Here is a 19952-nt window from a genome sequence, read left to right on the forward strand (position 1 = left end):
TTTACCAAAAAAAATATTGTGGTTTAAGTCTAAAAACTCATAATATTTCGGATAAATCACTCAGCAGATTTCGGACACATAACAATTCGCAATCAGGACGGCGGACTGATAAACTTTGCGGCAAATCAGAACGTAAATAATCGGATTTCACTCACTCTTGCGGTTTCGGACACATAACAATTCGCAAGCAGGACGGCGGACTGATAAACTTTATGGCAAAGCAAAACGCATTAAATTGGATTTTTATCACTCTTGCGATTTCGGACATATAACAATTCGCAAGCAATACGGCGGACTGATAAGCTGCATGGCAAAACAAAACGTAAAGCAGATACTTAAAATACCCAATTCTACTATTCTCAGCAGCGAACTAAAAACTGTACGGTAAAGGTAGACGTTTAAAAAAGATTTAATTCTAAAGTTGTTTAAATATATAATGTTAAATAAATTGCACTGTAAACAACAAGGTGTATAATTAATGGCTAGGTCGAGCTTGCTTACGAAAATCCTGCGGATTTTCTATTCGGTTTTTATTTGTTAACTTCCGTGCTAAATTACGCCACTAATCATACACGAAGCCGTTGGCAAACATGCTCACTCAGTTCTAAAAAAAGTGGTTTAATAAGCAAAATCTAAAGCTCACTCCTACTCGATTCTAACTCAAAAATCATCTAATAACAATTACAGTTTATAAATTTTACGGCAAAGCAAAACGTAGCCAATCGGAATTTCTTACTCTTGCGATTTCGGACCATAGCAAGACGCAATCTGGACGGCGGACTGATAAACTGGATGGAAAAGCAGAACGGAAAAACTCGGATTAATTTACTCAGCCGATTTCGGACAAAAGCAATACGCTAGCATTACGACGGATTTAAAAATATTACGGCAAAGCGAAACGCAAAAATTAGTTGTTTAGTTATGGATATAGCAAAATCTTTAAAAACATACGTGTGCCAACAATATGTATAATTAATTGCTTTGATTAGTCATTACTTGGAAAATTCCTTCGGAATTTTCTCGCTCTCGGTTTTGTTTGCTAAATTAGTCCCATAATACGCAACTAAATTATACATGTAGCCGTTGCCACCAATTATGAAACAAACTTTCTGCTTTACATTTTTCATAGTGTTTTTCGCTAATTCAGTTTTCTCTCAAACAGAAAAAATAAAAGATTTGGTTGAAAAAACGAGTGAATTGAATCTTGAAATGTCGGATTTGATAACTTATGCAGAAGAAAATATCAAAGACGAAGAACAACTTGCAAGATTTTTTTACTATTGGATTGGTTCAAATTTAGAGTATGACAAAGGAACATATCAGAAAATCGTAGATGGAACAATAGATAATGAAATATTTTGGCAAAGTCAAGAAGAGTCTGTTGTATATAATACAAGAAAAGGTATTTGTGCTGGATATGCCAAATTATATCAATGGTTTTTAGATTCAGTAGATATTGAAACAGTAGTAATATCTGGACACATTCGTGACGAAAGAAATCATTATGTTGAATTGGCGGCTGATGATATCTATAGACACGCTTGGAACGCCATTAAACTAAATATTAAGTGGATGTTAGTTGATACAACTTGGGGAACTTCAAATGAGGAATCACAATCTGAATTTTATTTTAACATTAAACCTGAATATTCTATTATAACTCATTATCCTGAAAATAGCAAATGGCAATTACTTAAAAAACCTTTGTCATTAGAAGAATTTAATAATTCAAAATTTATTAAACCTATTTGGTTTTTTTCAGGATTTTCAGATATACCTAAACTGAAATCTGATAAAGATTATTACTACTTTGTATTTAAAAATAATCCAAATAAAGATTGGACAGTTGGGTTGCAATTTAGTATTGATAATTTAAATTTTAAACCTATACCTTTTATTAAAACTATAGTGCAAGATGGTTATACTTATTTTCGATTTGAAAAAAGTCTAATATCAAAGACCGCTTTTTTTAAAGTTAAAATTGCTGAATTTAAAAATACAGAAAACTCATATACATTAAAAGAATGCAACGATGTAATTAATTTCAAAATATAAATAACTGGTGGCAACACAGTGTATAATTAATTGCTAGGTCACTGCCGACATACGAACATTCCTGCGGAATATTCTATCTGTGAGTTATTTGCTAAATTCGGTGCTTAACCACGCAACTAACCATACACAAAACCGTTGCCAGTAATACGCCAAAATCCATTTTCACATTAAAAAACAGTTTTAAACTTTGAAATTGTTACCTTTTTAGGTAACTTTGTTCTGAATTTAACGACTAATAATATTGAGCGAATTTAAAAGAGAAATAGGATTATATGAAAATCACTTTAAAGATTTCTATTTAAAACAGTCGCTTACTGTTCGTAAGAAAATAGATTGGACTCTTTTACTTTTGAGAAATACTCGAATTGTACCAGAGAAATTTTTAAAAAACCTTACGAATACTGACGGACTTTGGGAAGTGCGAATTTCAGCAGGAAATGGAATATTCCGAATTTTCTGCTTTTTCGACAAAGGGAATTTAATAATACTATTGAGCGGATTTCAAAAGAAAACGCAAAAAACACCCAAGAAAGAAATTAAAAAAGCGGAACGATTAAAAAAGGAATATTATGAAAACAGATAAAAGAATTACATCCTTTGATGACCATTTAGACGAGCAATACGGAAAAATCGGAACTGAATCTCGTAATGAATTCCAAGAAGAATTTGAAACATTTAAAATTGGAATTTTAATTCAAGAAGCGAGAAAAAAACAACAATTAACGCAACAACAGCTTGCTGAAAAAGTTGGAACGACTAAAAACTATATTTCTCGAATTGAGAATAATGCAAGTGATATTCGACTTTCGACTTTGATGCGAATAATCCGAGAAGGATTAGGCGGAAGTTTGAAATTATCTATGGAAATTTAATAACAGAAAAATAAGTACTACTGGCAACAACGTGTATAATTCATGGCTAGTTCAAGCTTACTTATGAATATTCCTGCGGAATATTCTATTCGTTTTTATTTAGTAAATTTGGTGCTGAATCACGCCACAAATCATACACGAAACCGTTAGCATTAATTTGATGAAAATCCTAAACTACTATAGAAAAGCATTATCTTATTTTTCTATTATAGCTTTATCAACATTGTTATCTACCATAATAACAGGAAGCTTTAATATGGGAATAGATGGTTTTTTTCATCTATTGTTGCTTATTATATGTTTATCAATTTTTATTGGAACTATATTCTTTACCTACGATAAATATGTTGGACCGAAATTAAGGGTGAAAAAAATTAAAACTACAAAATTTACAGATTTCCTTAAAGTTGGGTTCAAAACAGAAAAAGACTATTTAATCGGAAAAATTAATGGGTATACTGTAATTATAGGTTATAATTGGAGAAATAGTAATGGATCAGAAAGTTTGATAACAATGATTCTTTTTGACCCTAGAATAAATGGTGAACATTTGAATAGTTATTTTTTAAACAAATGGCAAGAATCAATCAAGGATGATTATAATTATTGGGAATATGGTAGATTGTTTACCGATTGGCCATATGGAAATGGTACTCCAAAACTTAAAAGTGTTTTAAAAAAGTTAGATAAAAACACTAAATTAATTTCAAGAAAAGGTTTAAAAAAAATCGAATATCCGGAATGGAAAAAAGAAATTGAAAATTATATTTCTAAAGTAAAAAACTAATGCTAACAAGGTGTATAATTAATGGCTAGGTCGAGCTTGCTTACGAATATTCCTGCGGAATATTCTATTCGGTTTTTATTTGTTAACTTCCACGCTAAATCACGCCACTAATCATACACGAGACCGTTAGCCAACATTCTCACTCGGTTCTAAAAAGTGGTTTAATCACAAAATATCTGCTTACTCCTACTCCAAAATAATTTGCTAAAAACTGAATTTATTACTCTTACGATTTCGGACAAATAACTTTACGCAATCTGGACGGCGGACTGATAATCTATACGGTAAAGCAATTCGCAATAAATCGGATTTTCTCACTGTTGCGATTTCGGACACATAACTTTGCGCAATCTGGATGGCGGACTGAAAAACTGTGCGGCAAAGCAAAACGATATAAATTGGATTTTCTCACTGCTGGGATTTCAGATCTTAACAGTTCGCAAGCAGTAAATTGGATAAATAAAGTTTACAGCAAATCAGTTCGTGAAAAATTTGTTGTTTAAATTGGGTAATACAGATTCTACAAAAACAAACGTGGGCTAACAATATGTATAATTAATTGCTTTGGTCAGTGATTACTTGGAAAATTCCTTCGGAATTTTCTTGCTCTCGGTTTTGTTTGTTAAATTAGTCCCATAATACGCAACTAAATTATACATGTAGCCGTTGCCATTAATACTGAAAAAACTTTGCGGATTGAATGTTTTGTACTAACTTTGTAATTACAAATAAAATGTTATGGAAACAGCAATTATAAAAATCGGAAATTCTAAAGGTCTACGTTTAAGTAAGACTATTTTAGAAAAGTATAACATAAAAGACAAAGTTGAGATGATTTTGGAAAAAGGACAAATAATCCTAAAGCCAATTAGTAGTCCAAGAAAAAACTGGGAAAAAGCTTTTCAAGAAATGCATGAGAATAATGACGATCGATTATTATTCAATGATGTTTTTGAGGACGAAAATTTTGAGGAATGGAATTAGAACAGTATTCTATCGTACTCGTAAATCTTGACCCAACAATTGGTAGTGAAATTAAAAAAACAAGACCTTGTGTAATTATTTCGCCAAATGAAATTAATAAGTTTTTAAGAACAATCGTTGTTGCACCAATGACAACGAACTTGAAAAATTATCCGACCAGAATAAAAGTAAAACACAGCGGAAAAAAAGGAATGATTGCAATAGACCAAATTAGGACAATTGACAAATCCCGTATATTAAAAACCTTTGACCAATTATCGAAATCTGAAATACAGAATTGTAAAGATATTATTAGAGAAACTTTTGTAGATTAAAACTAAATTTTGAACAATAAAAAGTACTAATGGCAACAAGGTGTATAATTAATGGCTAGGTCGAGCTTACTTACGAATATTCCTGCGGAATATTCTATTCGGTTTTTATTTGTTAAATTCCGTCCTAAATCACGCCACTAATTATACACGAGACCGTTGTGTGTAATTTAAACCAGATAACCTACTAAATTGAAAAATAAACTTTTCATCCTTTTCTTAATACTTCTTTGCTCTTGTGAAGACAACCCAAATAATTCTAGATACAAAAATTCAGACTATGTTTTTTACGAGGAAGATGGCAAAAAAGGTTATTGGCAAAGAATAAGTAAGGATTCAGATTTTAAATACAAAAAAGGTACACTTAAATATTACTACGATAATGGTAACAGATTTGGAGAAATAGAAATATTGGATAGTCTACCAAACAGAATTGAAAAATTATTCGATAAAGAAACAGATAGCTTAATAAAAACAGTTTGGAAAAAAAATAATGAGGAATATAAACGGATTTATGAAAATGGATATTACAAGCATTTTTATTCAAACAAGGGAGAAATAATAATCGAAGAAGGTTTGGTTGAAAATAATTTAGAGCAAGGTCTTTGGAAAAGATATTGGAATACAGATGGTAGTCTTAAACAAACAATTAATTTCCGAGATGGACAAAAGCATGGAAAAAGAATAAATTATTGGAAAAACGGAAACACAAAAGATATCTCTTATTGGGAAATGGACAAACAAATTGGTCAAGGAATTATTTATTATGAAAATGGAAATATTGAGGAGTCTAACTATGTGAAAGATGACAAACTTCATGGTTTGAGCAAAAACTATTATAATGACGGAACACCTAAATTAATATGCAGCTATTGGTACTCAAAAAGCATAGACACTTGCAAGAAATATTTTCCTAATGGAAAATTGAAACAACTTGATATAATTAAATTAGACACATTAAGTTTAACTTCAATAGGACAGACCTTCACTTACTATGAAAATGGGAACTTACACAAAATGGTTGAATCTAAAAATTATAAAATAAACGGGAAAGCAAATATTTATTTTGAAAATGGGAACCTGAGTCAAGAATTAAATGTTGTTAATGGAATTAAGAATGGACAAGTAAAAGGTTATTATGAAACTGGCGAACTATGGTTTGATGGATTTCTTAAAAATGATGAGCATCATGGAAAAACAAAATATTTCGACAAAAAAGGTAAATTAACTAAAACAATTATCGCAGAAAATGGAATTGCTATAGATTCAATAATTCATTAAAAAACTACACACAACAATGTATAAAAATAATTGCTTGGTCATTGTTTACTCGGAAAATCCTGCAGATTTTCCTCTGGCTAGTTTTTGTTTGCTAATTTAGTGACTTAACCAAGCAACTATTCTTGTAAGCTCCCCTTAAAACCGAACTGTTTAAAAGTGTAAAAATAATATTAACTTTAAACAGTAATTATGAGAAAAAGTAAATTCAGTCCACAGCAAATAGCTAAGATTTTAAAAGAGTTCGATAACGGTAAGAGTGTTGAACAGATAACGCGTGAACATGGTGTAAGTACATCTGCCTTTTATAAATGGCGAGAACGTTATGCTGGTATGAATGGAAAAGAACTAAAGCGTATTAAAGAATTAGAAGAGGAAAATCGCAAACTTAAACAGATGTACGCAACTTTAGCTTTAGACCATCAAATGGCTAAAGAAATAATTGAAAAAAAGCTATAAAGCCCTGCCGTAAACGGAGTATTGCAAAGGAACTTATACATTACGGCATCAACAGGGCGTGTCGCGTATTGAATATGAGTAAGAGCGTCTATTATTACACACCATCACCCAAGGACGATCTCGAGATAGAACAAGCTTTACAGCAGAAAGCTGAAGCGCATTCTGAAGAAGGATTTTGGAAAGCCTATGACCGATTACGAGAAGAAGGCAAACCCTGGAATCACAAACGTGTGCATAGGGTTTATGTTTCTTTAGGGCTGCCTTTGAGAAGAAAGGTAAAGAAACGTTTGCCTGCTAGAGTAAAAGAGCCTTTAGAGGTCCCTAATGAGCTCAATCATACTTGGAGTATGGATTTTGTAACCGACGTTTTAGAGAACAAAAGACGTTTTAGAGCATTTAATATCATTGATGATTTTAACCGAGAAGTTCTTCATATAGAAATAGATTTTTCATTGACTAGTAATCGCATAGTCTGGGTGCTTAACCACCTAATAAATAAAAAAGGAAAACCCCAGAAGATACGAATGGATAACGGTCCTGAGTTTATCGCTAATATCACTAATGAATGGAGTCAAATGCATGGAATAGATTTTAAATATATTCAGCCAGGAAAACCAACTCAAAATGCTTTTATAGAACGCTTTAATGGAAGTTATAGACGTGGAGTCCTAAACAAATACATATTCGAAGATCTTGATCAGGTTAGAGAACAAACCCAGATATGGATAGATGACTATAACAACCACAGACCACACGATGCTCTAGGAAAAACTTCTCCTATTAAGTATGCAAAAATTAATTCTCTTGGGGCTAGCCCCAAGAGAATTAAAAACAGTAATTTTAAACCAGTTTTAGAAAATTAGGCAGTTCTAATATGGGGAAGCCTACATTCTTATACGAGACCGTTGTAACACATTTGACCAAATTAACAAAATGAAGAAATACAAATTAAACATTCTGACTTTTTTACTTTTAGTTCCAATTTTTGCGATTGGACAAATACCGAAAGGACATTTTTTAGATGCCGACAAAACTGCTGAAAGAGGATATAAGGCAAAACCGTTTAAACAAGAGAAAGAAGGAATTTATCATTATGCTGTTTTGACAGAACTACCATTTGAAAATGATTGCGATTCTGGACTTTCAGAAAAAGAACAAATCGCTTGTTCTGAAAAGAATTTGAGAAATTTTATTTACCCTAAACTTTCTTCAGAAATTAAATTTAAAGGAAATGTTTATGTTTATTTGACAGTCACAGAAGATTCAAAAGTTACAGATGTAACTGTAAGTTCATACCCAAATTCGGAATCGACAAAAAATCTCATAAAAGAAGCTCTTAATTCAATCGAATTTAGACCAGGAAAGTTTGAAAACGAAATTGTTAAATCAAGACTTTGGACTTCATTCACATTTCCTTCTTCTTCAAACGAGCTTTTTTCTGTGTCTTTAGCAAAAATGCAAGAAGATAAAAATCCTGAATATGAGAACTATGAAAATCTGATTTTTGATGCAAGTCAATATATTTTTTCGAACCCTGTTTATCCTAATGGAACTGAATTTAGAGCTGCTGCGCAAATCGTTGGATTTTGGATGAATAAAGATATTGGAATGGGAATCCCAACTTTTGGTGATTTTTTCACTTCTCTTACCAACAAAGACAAACAACAGTTTCTTTATTCTGTTGCAATGATAAATTACGGATTAGACCAAAAGATAAATCATAACCGAATTTTAGAATGTAAACCAAAAGACGGTGAAAAGTATAGCGAACAAGAAGATGTTAAAGAAGTACAACTTGGCGGAGCAAAAATTTTATTAGAATTTATAGGAGATGAGAAGAATAACGTTCCGATGACTTCAAAGACAAAAAAGTTTTACAAAGCCTACGAAAAGGGAAAACTTGAAGAAAAATTATTTAAATAAAAACGTGTTACAACAACGTGTATAATTAATTGCTTTGGCAAGTGCTTATTTGGAAAATTCCTTCGGAATTTTCTCTGGTTCGTTTTTGTTTAGTAAATTAGTTACTTAACCACGCAACTAACCATACACAACAACGTTGGCGCTCATGATTGCGGAGCGTAATAAAAATGGCGGTTTAATATTCCTAAAAACCAATATTACGGCAAATCTAATCGTGTAAATCTGACTTTCTTACTCAGCCGATTTCGGACCAAAGCAATACCCAAATATTACGGCGGACTGAAATACAATACGTATATCAAAACCTTATAAATCGGACTTCACTCACTCATGTGACTTCGGATCCCAAGCAATACGCAAGCATTACGGCGGACAGACAAACTGTGCGGCATAACAAAGCGCAATAATCGGAATTATTTACTCTTACGATTTCGGATCCATAACAATGCGCAATCTGGACGACGGACTGATAAACTATGCGGCAATGCAAAATGCAAAAATTAGTGGCTTAAAAATGGATAAGCAGATTCTTAAAAATGTCACGTGCGCCAACAATATGTATAAAAAATTGCTACTTTAGGCAAAATTTAATGGAAAGTGCATTTTAGGACGGCTGATTTTCCTGCGGAAAATCATTCTCCTTTTGTCCGCAACTTCCCATACATGAGACCGTTGGCGCTCATGATTGCGCAGCGTAATAAAAATGGCGGTTTAATATTCCTAAAAACCAATATTACGGCAAATCTAATCCTGTAAATCTGACTTTCTTACTCAGACGATTTCGGACCATAACATTACGCAAATATTACGGCGGACTGATAACCAGTGCGTATATCAAAACCTAATAAATCGGACTTCACTCACTCATGCGATTTCGGACCATAGCAATACGCAAGCAGTATGGCGGACAGACAAACTTTGCGGCATAACAAAGCGCAATAATCGGATTTAATTACTCTTGAGATTTCGGATCCATAACAATGCGCAAGCCTAGCGGCAAAGCAAAACGCAAGAAATTGTGATTTAAGATTGGATAAGCAGATTCTTAAAAATTTCACGTGCGCCAACAATATGTATAAAAAATTGCTACTTTAGGCAAAATTTAATGGCAAGTGCATTTTAGGACGGCTGATTTTCCTGCGGAAAATCATTCTCCTTTTGTCCGCAACTTCCCATACATGAGACCGTTGGCAAACATGCTCACTCAGTTCTAAAAAAAGTGGTTTAATAAACAAAATCTAAAGCTCACTCCTACTCAATTCTAACTCAAAAATCATCTAATAACAATTACAGTTTATAAATTTTACGGCAAAGCAAAACGTAGCCAATCGGAATTTCTTACTCTTGCGATTTCGGACCATAGCATGACGCAACCTGGACGGCGGACTGATAAACTGGATGGAAAAGCAAAGCGGAAAAACTCGGATTAATTTACTCAGCCGATTTCGGACAAAAGCAATACGTAAGCAATACGACGGATTTATAAAAATTACGGCAAAGCGAAACGCAGATATTAGTTGTTTAGTCGTGGATATAGCAAAATCTTTAAAAACATACGTGTGCCAACAATATGTATAATTAATTGCTTTGGTTAGTCATTACTTGGAAAATTCCTTCGGAATTTTCTCGCTCTCGGTTTTGTTTGTTAAATTAGTCCCATAATACGCAACTAAATTATACATGTAGCCGTTGTGCATAATACCTAGCAATGACAAAAAAAATAGAAAAAGAAATTCAAAAGTTAGAATTTAAAGAAACCCAACTCTTGGATGTAGCTAAAAAGCTAAATTCTGGAAAATTTTACCCCTTGGACTTCTTGTCAAACGCAGTAATTAATAGGTCCTTAAAATTGGTTTTTGGTTTCACAACATTATTAAAAGATGATAACTTCATAGCTGCATCACATTTAGTTAGATGCCACCTTGATAATATAATTAGATTCTCTGCTTGTTGGATTGTAAATGACCCTCACAATTTCGCAACAAAAGTAATTGACGGAATAAAAATAGATACCTTAAAAGACAAAAATGGAAAATTAATGAAAGATTGGTATTTGAGAAATCTTTTAAATGAAGAATACCCTTGGATTACTAATGTTTATAAGCAATCATCTGGGTATATTCATTTTAGCGAAAAACATATCTATAATACAATTCAATCAGCTGACTCAAATAAACGAACTATGCAATTTAGCTTTTCAAAAAAAGATAATAATATCGACGAAGACTTAAAAATAGAAGCAATTCATTGTATGGCAGAAATAACTGAAATTTTACTTGAGTATTTGAATGGCTGGAATTACACCAAAGTGAACTCTGATATTATTAAAACATAAAATACTATGCACAACATGGTGTATAATTAATGGCTAGTTAGAGCTTGCTTACGAATATTCCTGCGGAATATTCTATTCGGTTTTTATTTGCTAAATTAGTTTCTGAAACACGCCACTAATCATACACAAGACCGTTGTTTACAATGCTTCGCGACGTTTCCAAAACACAACTTCAACTAAATTTTGCGCTAAAAATATTGTGGTTTAAATCTAATAACTCATAATATTTCGGATAACTCACTCAGCCGATTTCGGACACATAACTTTACGCAATCTGGACGGCGGATTGATAAACTTTATGGCAAAGCAAAACTCATTAAATTAGATTTTTATCACTCTTGCGATTTCGGACATATAACAATTCGTAAGCAAGACAACGGACTGATAAGCTGCATGGCAAAACAAAACGTAAAGCAGACACTTAAAATACTCAATTCTACTATTCTGAGCAGCGAACTAAAAAAATGTAAGGTAAAGCAAGACGTTCTAAAAAGATTTAATTCTAAAGTTGCTTAAATATATAATGTTAAATAAATTGCACTGTAAACAACAAGGTGTATAATTAATGGCTAGGTCGAGCTTGCTTGCGAAAATCCTGCGGATTTTCTATTCGGTTTTTATTTGTTAACTTCCGTGCTAAATTACGCCACTAAATATACACGACACCGTTGCCAGTAATACGCCAAAATCCATTTTCACATTAAAAAACAGTTTTAAACTTTGAAATTGTTACCTTTTTAGGTAACTTTGTTCTGAATTTAACGACTAATAATATTGAGCGAATTTAAAAGAGAAATAGGATTATATGAAAATCACTTTAAAGATTTCTATTTAAAACAGTCGCTTACTGTTCGTAAGAAAATAGATTGGACTCTTTTACTTTTGAGAAATACTCGAATTGTACCAGAGAAATTTTTAAAAAACCTTACGAATACTGACGGACTTTGGGAAGTGCGAATTTCAGCAGGAAATGGAATATTCCGAATTTTCTGCTTTTTCGACAAAGGGAATTTAATAATACTATTGAGCGGATTTCAAAAGAAAACGCAAAAAACACCCAAGAAAGAAATTAAAAAAGCGGAACGATTAAAAAAGGAATATTATGAAAACAGATAAAAGAATTACATCCTTTGATGACCATTTAGACGAGCAATACGGAAAAATCGGAACTGAATCTCGTAATGAATTCCAAGAAGAATTTGAAACATTTAAAATTGGAATTTTAATTCAAGAAGCGAGAAAAAAACAACAATTAACGCAACAACAGCTTGCTGAAAAAGTTGGAACGACTAAAAACTATATTTCTCGAATTGAGAATAATGCAAGTGATATTCGACTTTCGACTTTGATGCGAATAATCCGAGAAGGATTAGGCGGAAGTTTGAAATTATCTATGGAAATTTAATAACAGAAAAATAAGTACTACTGGCAACAACGTGTATAATTCATGGCTAGTTCAAGCTTACTTATGAATATTCCTGCGGAATATTCTATTCGTTTTTATTTAGTAAATTTGGTGCTGAATCACGCCACAAATCATACACGAAACCGTTAGCCAACATGCTCACTCGGTTCTAAAAAAGTGGTTTAATCACAAAATATCCGCTAACTCCTACTCCAAATTAATTCGCTAAAAACGGAATTTCTTACTCTTGCGATTTCGGACACATAACTTTACGCAAGCAGTACGGCGGACTGATAAACTGTGCGGCAATGCAAAACGCAACAAATCGGATTTTCTCACTGTTGCGGTTTCGGACACATAACTTTGCGCAATCTGGACCGCGGACTGATAAACTGTGCGGCAAACCAAAACGGAATAAATTGGATTTTCTAACTGTTGGGATTTCAGATCTTAACTGTTCGCAAGCAGCACATCGGATAAATAAAGTTTACGGCAAATCAGTTCGTAAAAAATTTGTTGTTTAAATTGGGTAATACAGATTCTACAAAAACATACGTGGGCTAACAATATGTATAATTAATTGCTTTGGTCAGTGATTACTTGGAAAATTCCTTCGGAATTTCCTCGTTCTCGGTTTTGTTTGTTAAATTAGTCCCATAATACGCAACTAAATTATACACGAGACCGTTAGCCAACATTCTCACTCGGTTCTAAAAAGTGGTTTAATCACAAAATATCTGCTTACTCCTACTCCAAAATAATTTGCTAAAAACTGAATTTATTACTCTTACGATTTCGGACAAATAACTTTACGCAATCTGGACGGCGGACTGATAATCTATACGGTAAAGCAATTCGCAATAAATCGGATTTTCTCACTGTTGCGATTTCGGACACATAACTTTGCGCAATCTGGATGGCGGACTGAAAAACTGTGCGGCAAAGCAAAACGATATAAATTGGATTTTCTCACTGCTGGGATTTCAGATCTTAACAGTTCGCAAGCAGTAAATTGGATAAATAAAGTTTACAGCAAATAAGTTCGTGAAAAATTTGTTGTTTAAATTGGGTAATACAGATTCTACAAAAACAAACGTGGGCTAACAATATGTATAATTAATTGCTTTGGTCAGTGATTACTTGGAAAATTCCTTCGGAATTTTCTTGCTCTCGGTTTTGTTTGTTAAATTAGTCCCATAATACGCAACTAAATTATACATGTAGCCGTTAGCACACATACGAAAAAACCTATGGGAACATTTATTACTTTAGTTATTATTGGAGCAATTATAGTTTTAATTGCAAAGTCTTCAAAGAAAAATAAGCAACCGAAAAATATCATAAAGGAACAAAGTCCAATAACAGTTGAAATAAAAACTTCATATAGTTCAGGTTCAAGTTCGTACCGAGAAGAAAAATTTCCGCCAATTAAACAAGATGCTAATCAAGATTGGATTTTGAATCCTAAATCGCCTTTCATTATTACATTACAAAACGCTGAAAAACAAATAGCGGAAAAGCTACGAGCTATTTTAGATGACGATGAAAGTCGTGGATATAAAAAAGAGCAAGAAATTGTTGGATTATTTGCACTACATAATTTGCGGATTAAGGAAATAGAATCTTATAAATCAAAATATGCAAAACAGTATTTTGAGAAAATTGAAGAATTAAAAAAAGCATCAAAAGATTGGGAAATTTCAGGAATTAAAGACAAAGAAGATATTCTTGTGGATTTTAGAAAAGAGGCTATCAACGAACTTTACGAAAAAGCCAACTGCGATTTAGAAGTATTGTTTGAATACGAACCGAAAGACATCACGATTGACGATGAATTAATAAAGGAATACGGATTTGAAAACATTCAGACATATTTAAGCTATGCAGACAAATTGGACAAAGTTCGTGTTATGTCCGCAGATGCTTATGCTCGACCAATGTTTGAAAAACTTTCAGAATCAGGTTTAGCAAAACGTGGAAATGAAATTCCAAATGACGAGATATTATTGACTTTAACGCTTAAAGAATTAAATGAAATTGCAGATAACCCAGAAAAGCAATATTATAGGAAAAAACAAGCTGTGGAATTTATATTGGAGAAAGGTAATGCAGAAGAACTAATTGGAAAGAAAATTTCACTTCGAGAACTGTTTAAGCTAAACCCATTACCAGAAAAATATAATTCTATTAATCTTAACGAGTTGTCCCAAACTTGGAGATACCACGAAGAGGAAGTAAAGTTATTAACTCAAACTTTCAGAAATTCATATTATTCGTGGCGTGATTTGAAAGAAGATAAAGAGTATATTAAAGGCTATACAGTAGAACCATTACATAACGAAAATGCTTGTCCAAAAGCTGTCGAATGTTCCAAGAAAAAGTACTCGAAGAACTCACCACCGAAAGTTCCTTTTCATATTGGTTGTGATTGTTATTTGAATAAAGATTTGGACTTTTGAATTAGAAAACGGAATAAGTACGTGTGCTAACAACGTATATAAAACATAGCTATTATAGGCTTTACGAGAGGTTTGTGTGTATTTGCAAAGTCCGCCAAATTTTTTAATTTGGCTTTTTGAGAAAATTAAGATAAAAAGAAAATTAAAAAATTCGGCTCGTTTATAATCCGAAAAGTTAGCGTCTATTTATACGCCACGTTTCATATACAAGACCGTTGCCAGTAATTTAAGAGACATTGAGAAAACTATTAATATTTGCAATAATTCTAAGCTTTTTGTCTTGTAATTCATCGGACAAAAAAACTGAACCACAAAAAGAAAAGGAAATGTTTGGACTGTTTAAGAAAAAAACTGAAAAGAAAACCGAAGTGCTTTCTCACGCAGATTATAACCTGATTTTTGACAATAAAGAAATAGAAGAAACACCAATTGAATTACTTGAAATTGGAATGCTTAATGTTCCAAGCGGACAAATAGTAGTTTGTGACCCATTGGTTTATTCTGAAACAAAACCTTTGACTAGCAGAGTTAAACCAGGCAAATATCCAATCAAAATTTATATTGCAAAAACTAAAGATTCTGGAGATAGATATGCTATTGCAAAACTTGAATTTAGCGAGAAAAAGGCAGAGAAATGGGTAATGGCATTACGAGAAGAAGATAATATAGCAGAATTGACAGACGAAGCTGACTATTTCGGATTTCCTGTTGACGCAGGATTAGGTGGGTTTTATGACTTTCAATCTGGAAAAGAATATGTGAAATTTGAATCTGAGTTTATGAAAGCTAATCCAGACGGAAATATTTATGATGACCTTTTCGCTTCTGAATTTAAGAAAAATGCTAAAGACCAAAATGACGAAACTGATTATGGAGATTGGATAAACTTTCAATTACCAAACTCGGAATTAAATATAACTATGTTTCATTCAGGTTACGGTGACGGAACGTATCCATCATATTGGGGAATTGACAAAGACGGAGAAATTGTTTCTCTTGTGATTGATTTTTTAGTGTTGTTAGTGCCAGAATATGAATAAAAAACTACTGGCAACAACGTGTATAAAACATAGCTAGTAAGCGTTAAACCGAAAGGTTTGTGTGTATTTAGAAAGACCGCCAAATTTTTAAATTTGGCTTTTAAGATTGATAAGTTAAAAACAAAATATAAAAATTCGGCTCTGTGTTTATCCGAAAAGTTAGCGTCTTTTTATACGCTACGTTTCATACACAAGACCGTTGTACGCAATCCCCCATAGAAACTCAAAAATTCCTCAGTACGTAAGCTAACGTAAAATTTGTAAATTACTATTCTAATATTTAGCTCTTTGCAAGGCCGTTTTTCAAAGTGTTGCTGCTTTATGTAAGCACGTGCGCAATCCTGGTTAGAATGTTTGCCATCAGTACATTGGCGACCACGCTTTGTGTGTGGATCCCGTTCAGAATAATCTCTTAGCCTAAAGCACATTCTCTTAGAGCTTTTTAAATTTAAGTTTTATGGATGATAAAATCACACTTGATGTAATCAACAAAAATGCTGCTGGAATTGACATAGGTAGCCGGAGTCATTGTGTAGGCTTCCCTAAAAATAGGACAGTAAATAATTCGAATTTATTAACTTTAAATTCAAACTGTTACAATGAAACACAGCAAATTTAGCGAGAGCCAGATCATAAAAGCTCTCAAGGAAAATGAACAGGGAAGATCGGTAGGCGATCTATCGAGAGAATTAGGAATAGACAAAAGTACGTTCTATTACTGGCGAAAGAAGTATGGAGGTATGGAACAGCAGCAGCTTAAACGGCTTAAGGAGCTCGAAGACGAGAACAACAGGCTTAAACAGATGTACGCAGATGTGAGCCTAGATAACAAGATGCTAAAGGACGTATTGTCAAAAAAGTTCTAAAGCCTTCCGACAAAAGAGTTCGTGCAAAGTATCTTATCAAAGCATATGTTATCCCTATCATGCGCGCCTGCAAAGTTGTAGGCCTTAGCAGATCGATGTGGTATTACCATAGTAAAAAAGATGATAGCGAGGTTATAAATAAATTAACCGAGCTTGCTGAGTCATATCCGACCAGAGGTTTTGATGAATATTATTATAAGATCCGTCGCGAAGGCTTACAATGGAATAGAAAACAAGTGCTGCGTGTTTATCGAGAGATGAAACTCAGTTTAAGGCGTAAACACAAAAAGCGTTTGGTTAAACGTGTGAAACAGCCTTTAGAAACACCTTCTAGCCTCAATGAGTGTTGGAGCATGGATTTTATGAGCGATGCCCTTACCGATGGCAGAAAAGTGCGTGTGTTGAACGTTATAGATGATTGTAATCGAGAAGCACTAGCTATTGATGCAGGGCTTTCGTATCCAGCAAGAGCTGTTGTTGAAACACTAGAGCTCTTAAAGGAAGAGATAGGAACACCTAAATATATTAGATGTGACAATGGTCCAGAATTTATATCTAAGACCTTTATGAACTGGTGCAAAAGGAATTTTATAGAAATCAAATACACACAACCTGGTAAACCGATGCAGAACGGATATATAGAACGCTTCAATCGCTTCTTTAGAGAAGATATATTGGATGCTTATTACTTTAATGACACCTATCAGCTCCAAAGAATCAGTGATAACTGGAGAGAGGACTATAACTTTAATCATCCGCATAAATCTTTAGGTAATAAATCCCCTAAGGAATATATGCCCAGATTTGATGAAGAATTTAAATTCTTCATCAAATCTGACCTAAATAATAATTATTTGTCGAATTTAGAGGTGTCCTAAAATGGGATAGGCTACACCGACTAACCATTTAATAAACCAACAATATAGACACTTCTAAATGTTATTCGGTAATCTATCTATAACTTCCGATACTGTTTCCTAAAACTCAGGGGAGAACAGCCCTTATATTTCTGAAACTGCTTATAGAAAAACGGTAGACTTTCAAAACCACAGTTATAAGCAATTTGTTTGACTTGCTTATTGGTTTCAATTAACTGTTTGCATACCATGGTAACTCGGTACTCATTAATAAAAGCGAATAAAGATTTGTTTAGTGATTTTTTAAAAAACCGACAAAAGGCTTCTTCTCCCATAGACACTAAATTGGCCACATCGTGCAGTACAATTTTATTACTGTAATGGTTGTGAATGTAATTATAAACCTTATCGATCCTAGCGTTGGTTTTTGTGTTTAAATCACTTGCAAAATGCTCATTACCTAAAAAATGATAATCTGTTGTTAAAGCCAATTTCTGAAGCACTTCTACAAAAGCCATGAGTTTTTTAAAAGGCGGTAAATTTATAATACGATTTAAATCACTGTGAAATTTAGAGCTAAACATCGGACTAAATTTTATGCCACGAGCCGATCTTATCAGCAATTCTTTAATATTGTAAAACTCCTTTTTCTCGATCCAATTTTCACCTAACAAATCGTCATCCCATTGAAACACCAGAGATTTAACCCCGTTTTCATCAACCAAATCCTCCTTCCAACAATGCGGTAAATTACTACCTAAAAGCACCATATCCCCAGTCGTAAATGGCTCGACACTATTGGCAACATAACGGATTCCCTCCCCTTTTTCTATGAATGTAAGTTCAAATTCTGGATGAAAATGCCAAGGTGCCGTGAAAGTAGCGCCTTCATAAACAAAAGCGTGTACCGCCGTATTCTGAATCTTAGGTATTTTTTCAAACTGCGCTTTCAAATGACTGACTTTTAAAACTTCAAAATTAATCAACTTAAAGCATAAAAACATGTTTTACATACCTTAATTGAAGTGTTTTTAATCTATTTACAAATTTATAAGTCAAAATAAGTACTTAAATAGCTAATTCTGATTAATCACCGTTTCGCCTTTTTATTCAATTTTGCCACAACCACAACGTTTGAATGAAAGTATTAAACCATGAAAAAAAGCAATATAGACGATCCGTTTAAAGAAGCCCGGGAAACTAAAGGCTTTGGAACTATGAACGATCAGAATGATCCTGTAACCATGATTCTAGGTCATAAAGACGTTAGAAAATGTGCCCACAACTGGAAAACTTTTCAATCGGGAGGTGACGAAATAGGCAGAATTGTAGTACCCTCGGAGGTACACATTCGTGATACACGACAAATTCCGTTTGAAGTCGATCCTCCACAACATAAAAGCTATCGAGATCTTGTAGAACCTTGGTTTAAGCGTCCGTTAGAAGAAGAATACCAAGAAAAATTAACTGATATTATCAATATCATTGTAGATGAAGCCCTTACAAAAGGCAGTATGGAAGTTGTTTCAGAATTTGCTCTAAAATTACAATCACGCGCTCTAACCCTGTTACTCAATATTCCATTTGAAGAATCGGAACTTTGGATTTCCTGGGGAACGCACGTATTTAGAAGTGAAGACACGGCTTTAGATGGCGACAAAGCGAATATTTTATATGACTATATTGATGCACAAATCGACAAAGCCATTGCTAATCCGGGAGCCGATTTATATTCAAAATTATTAGCTTCCGAAATAGATGGCAAAACATTAACTAAAGAGGAAGTTAAAGGCGTACTCATTTTAACCTTCGCAGGTGGAAGAGACACCGTAATTAATGCCATCACTAATACCATAGCTTATTTTGCCGATAACCCTCAGGCATTGCAACAATTACGTGACCAACCAGAGCATCTTAACTCGGCAATTGAAGAACTACTGCGTTACTATTCTCCGTTAACACAAATGGGACGTGTGGTTACAGAAGACACGCAAGTCTGCGAGCATGCCATAAAAGCACAAAGCCGTATTTCCATGTGTTGGGCTTCTGCCAACCGAGACGAACGCGTATTCGAGAATCCTAACGAAGTTGTATTAGATCGTAAAGTGAATCCGCATGTCGCTTTTGGCTTCGGCACTCACAACTGTTTAGGTGCTACACATGCTCGTCAAATTTTACGTATTTTATTAAATACACTCACTCAAAAAGTGGGTTGCATGCAGATTACCGATGCAAAAGAGAATATTGAAGATTTAGACGAGTTTAATCGTAAAGTAGGTTTCGATAGCCTACAAGTTGCCTTTCATAAACTATAAACGAAC

18 protein-coding genes are annotated in these 19952 nt (G+C 33.4%); 17 read left to right on the forward strand and 1 reads right to left on the reverse strand.

The genetic code is table 11. From position 1 onward, the window contains the following. Positions 1-1095: 1095 nt before the first annotated feature. The 16 genes from JJL45_RS11900 (at position 1096) to JJL45_RS11975 (ending at position 17652) form a co-directional block, all read left to right on the forward strand. Entirely contained in the window at positions 1096-2055 is a 960-nt protein-coding gene (locus JJL45_RS11900; protein ID WP_082936010.1) for a transglutaminase domain-containing protein, read from the forward strand. 241 nt (positions 2056-2296) lie between these two features. Continuing rightward, on the forward strand, positions 2297-2638 hold the full coding sequence (locus JJL45_RS11905; protein WP_068605352.1) for a type II toxin-antitoxin system RelE/ParE family toxin: 342 nt from the start codon (positions 2297-2299) through the stop codon (positions 2636-2638). Continuing rightward, positions 2625-2927 (forward strand): helix-turn-helix domain-containing protein, encoded by a 303-nt coding sequence (locus tag JJL45_RS11910; protein ID WP_068605355.1) that lies wholly within the window; start codon positions 2625-2627, stop codon positions 2925-2927. The genes JJL45_RS11905 and JJL45_RS11910 overlap by 14 nt, the downstream gene beginning before the upstream one ends. A 160-nt stretch (positions 2928-3087) precedes the next feature. Beyond that, the gene (locus JJL45_RS11915) at positions 3088-3714 is read left to right on the forward strand and encodes a hypothetical protein (RefSeq protein WP_202664148.1); all 627 of its coding nucleotides are present in this window, start codon (positions 3088-3090) and stop codon (positions 3712-3714) included. A gap of 738 nt (positions 3715-4452) precedes the next feature. Next, positions 4453-4698, forward strand: a complete 246-nt coding sequence (locus JJL45_RS11920; protein WP_067145653.1) for an AbrB/MazE/SpoVT family DNA-binding domain-containing protein — start codon at positions 4453-4455, stop codon at positions 4696-4698. Continuing rightward, positions 4689-5012, forward strand: coding sequence for a type II toxin-antitoxin system PemK/MazF family toxin (locus JJL45_RS11925; protein WP_067145652.1), 324 nt, complete (start codon positions 4689-4691; stop codon positions 5010-5012). Before JJL45_RS11920 ends, JJL45_RS11925 begins: the two co-directional genes overlap by 10 nt. Positions 5013-5201: 189 nt before the next feature. Then, entirely contained in the window at positions 5202-6290 is a 1089-nt protein-coding gene (locus JJL45_RS11930; protein WP_068605364.1) for a toxin-antitoxin system YwqK family antitoxin, read from the forward strand. A gap of 189 nt (positions 6291-6479) precedes the next feature. Continuing rightward, positions 6480-7609 (forward strand): IS3 family transposase gene (locus JJL45_RS11935; RefSeq protein ID WP_202664149.1). Its coding sequence is split into 2 segments (ribosomal slippage): positions 6480-6741 and positions 6741-7609, totalling 1131 coding nucleotides; the frame shifts between segments, so codons are not numbered across the junction. A gap of 70 nt (positions 7610-7679) precedes the next feature. Continuing rightward, on the forward strand, positions 7680-8669 hold the full coding sequence (locus tag JJL45_RS11940; RefSeq protein ID WP_068605367.1) for a hypothetical protein: 990 nt from the start codon (positions 7680-7682) through the stop codon (positions 8667-8669). Positions 8670-10377: 1708 nt separating this feature from the next. Then, a complete protein-coding gene (locus JJL45_RS11945; RefSeq protein ID WP_068605408.1) occupies positions 10378-11004 on the forward strand; it encodes a hypothetical protein in 627 nt (208 codons plus the stop codon). Between the two features lie 774 nt (positions 11005-11778). Then, a complete protein-coding gene (locus tag JJL45_RS11950; RefSeq protein ID WP_068605352.1) occupies positions 11779-12120 on the forward strand; it encodes a type II toxin-antitoxin system RelE/ParE family toxin in 342 nt (113 codons plus the stop codon). Next, complete coding sequence (locus JJL45_RS11955; protein WP_068605355.1) at positions 12107-12409, forward strand: helix-turn-helix domain-containing protein; 303 nt, start codon at positions 12107-12109, stop codon at positions 12407-12409. The genes JJL45_RS11950 and JJL45_RS11955 overlap by 14 nt, the downstream gene beginning before the upstream one ends. Before the next feature lie 1250 nt (positions 12410-13659). Then, positions 13660-14868 (forward strand): hypothetical protein, encoded by a 1209-nt coding sequence (locus tag JJL45_RS11960; protein ID WP_068605369.1) that lies wholly within the window; start codon positions 13660-13662, stop codon positions 14866-14868. A 236-nt stretch (positions 14869-15104) separates the two neighbouring features. Continuing rightward, on the forward strand, positions 15105-15908 hold the full coding sequence (locus JJL45_RS11965) for a DUF4241 domain-containing protein (RefSeq protein WP_202664150.1): 804 nt from the start codon (positions 15105-15107) through the stop codon (positions 15906-15908). Positions 15909-16507: 599 nt separating this feature from the next. Next, the gene (locus JJL45_RS11970) at positions 16508-16774 is read left to right on the forward strand and encodes a transposase (protein WP_068602456.1); all 267 of its coding nucleotides are present in this window, start codon (positions 16508-16510) and stop codon (positions 16772-16774) included. A 35-nt stretch (positions 16775-16809) separates the two neighbouring features. Beyond that, complete coding sequence (locus tag JJL45_RS11975) at positions 16810-17652, forward strand: IS3 family transposase (RefSeq protein WP_242521433.1); 843 nt, start codon at positions 16810-16812, stop codon at positions 17650-17652. A 77-nt stretch (positions 17653-17729) separates the two neighbouring features. Here JJL45_RS11975 and JJL45_RS11980 read toward each other — a convergent pair whose 3' ends face one another. After that, positions 17730-18584, reverse strand: coding sequence for an AraC family transcriptional regulator (locus tag JJL45_RS11980; RefSeq protein WP_068602482.1), 855 nt, complete (start codon positions 18582-18584; stop codon positions 17730-17732). 201 nt (positions 18585-18785) lie between these two features. On the opposite strand from JJL45_RS11980, the gene JJL45_RS11985 reads away from it, so the two are divergent. Further along, positions 18786-19946: a cytochrome P450 gene (locus tag JJL45_RS11985; protein ID WP_068602454.1), complete on the forward strand. Its 1161-nt coding sequence runs from the start codon at positions 18786-18788 to the stop codon at positions 19944-19946. Positions 19947-19952: the final 6 nt, after the last annotated feature.

This window comes from Tamlana sp. s12 (genome assembly GCF_016767215.1).
GTDB lineage: Bacteria > Bacteroidota > Bacteroidia > Flavobacteriales > Flavobacteriaceae > Pseudotamlana > Pseudotamlana agarivorans.

What these genes read in the sequence shown, in the direction of transcription:
- JJL45_RS11970 (WP_068602456.1), top strand. Translation starts at nt 16,508, where the DNA reads ATGAAACACAGCAAATTTAGCGAGAGCCAGATCATAAAAGCTCTCAAG.
- JJL45_RS11955 (WP_068605355.1), top strand. Translation starts at nt 12,107, where the DNA reads ATGAAAACAGATAAAAGAATTACATCCTTTGATGACCATTTAGACGAG.
- JJL45_RS11925 (WP_067145652.1), top strand. Translation starts at nt 4,689, where the DNA reads ATGGAATTAGAACAGTATTCTATCGTACTCGTAAATCTTGACCCAACA.
- JJL45_RS11960 (WP_068605369.1), top strand. Translation starts at nt 13,660, where the DNA reads ATGGGAACATTTATTACTTTAGTTATTATTGGAGCAATTATAGTTTTA.
- JJL45_RS11910 (WP_068605355.1), top strand. Translation starts at nt 2,625, where the DNA reads ATGAAAACAGATAAAAGAATTACATCCTTTGATGACCATTTAGACGAG.
- JJL45_RS11915 (WP_202664148.1), top strand. Translation starts at nt 3,088, where the DNA reads ATGAAAATCCTAAACTACTATAGAAAAGCATTATCTTATTTTTCTATT.
- JJL45_RS11945 (WP_068605408.1), top strand. Translation starts at nt 10,378, where the DNA reads ATGACAAAAAAAATAGAAAAAGAAATTCAAAAGTTAGAATTTAAAGAA.
- JJL45_RS11920 (WP_067145653.1), top strand. Translation starts at nt 4,453, where the DNA reads ATGGAAACAGCAATTATAAAAATCGGAAATTCTAAAGGTCTACGTTTA.
- JJL45_RS11900 (WP_082936010.1), top strand. Translation starts at nt 1,096, where the DNA reads ATGAAACAAACTTTCTGCTTTACATTTTTCATAGTGTTTTTCGCTAAT.
- JJL45_RS11940 (WP_068605367.1), top strand. Translation starts at nt 7,680, where the DNA reads ATGAAGAAATACAAATTAAACATTCTGACTTTTTTACTTTTAGTTCCA.
- JJL45_RS11985 (WP_068602454.1), top strand. Translation starts at nt 18,786, where the DNA reads ATGAAAAAAAGCAATATAGACGATCCGTTTAAAGAAGCCCGGGAAACT.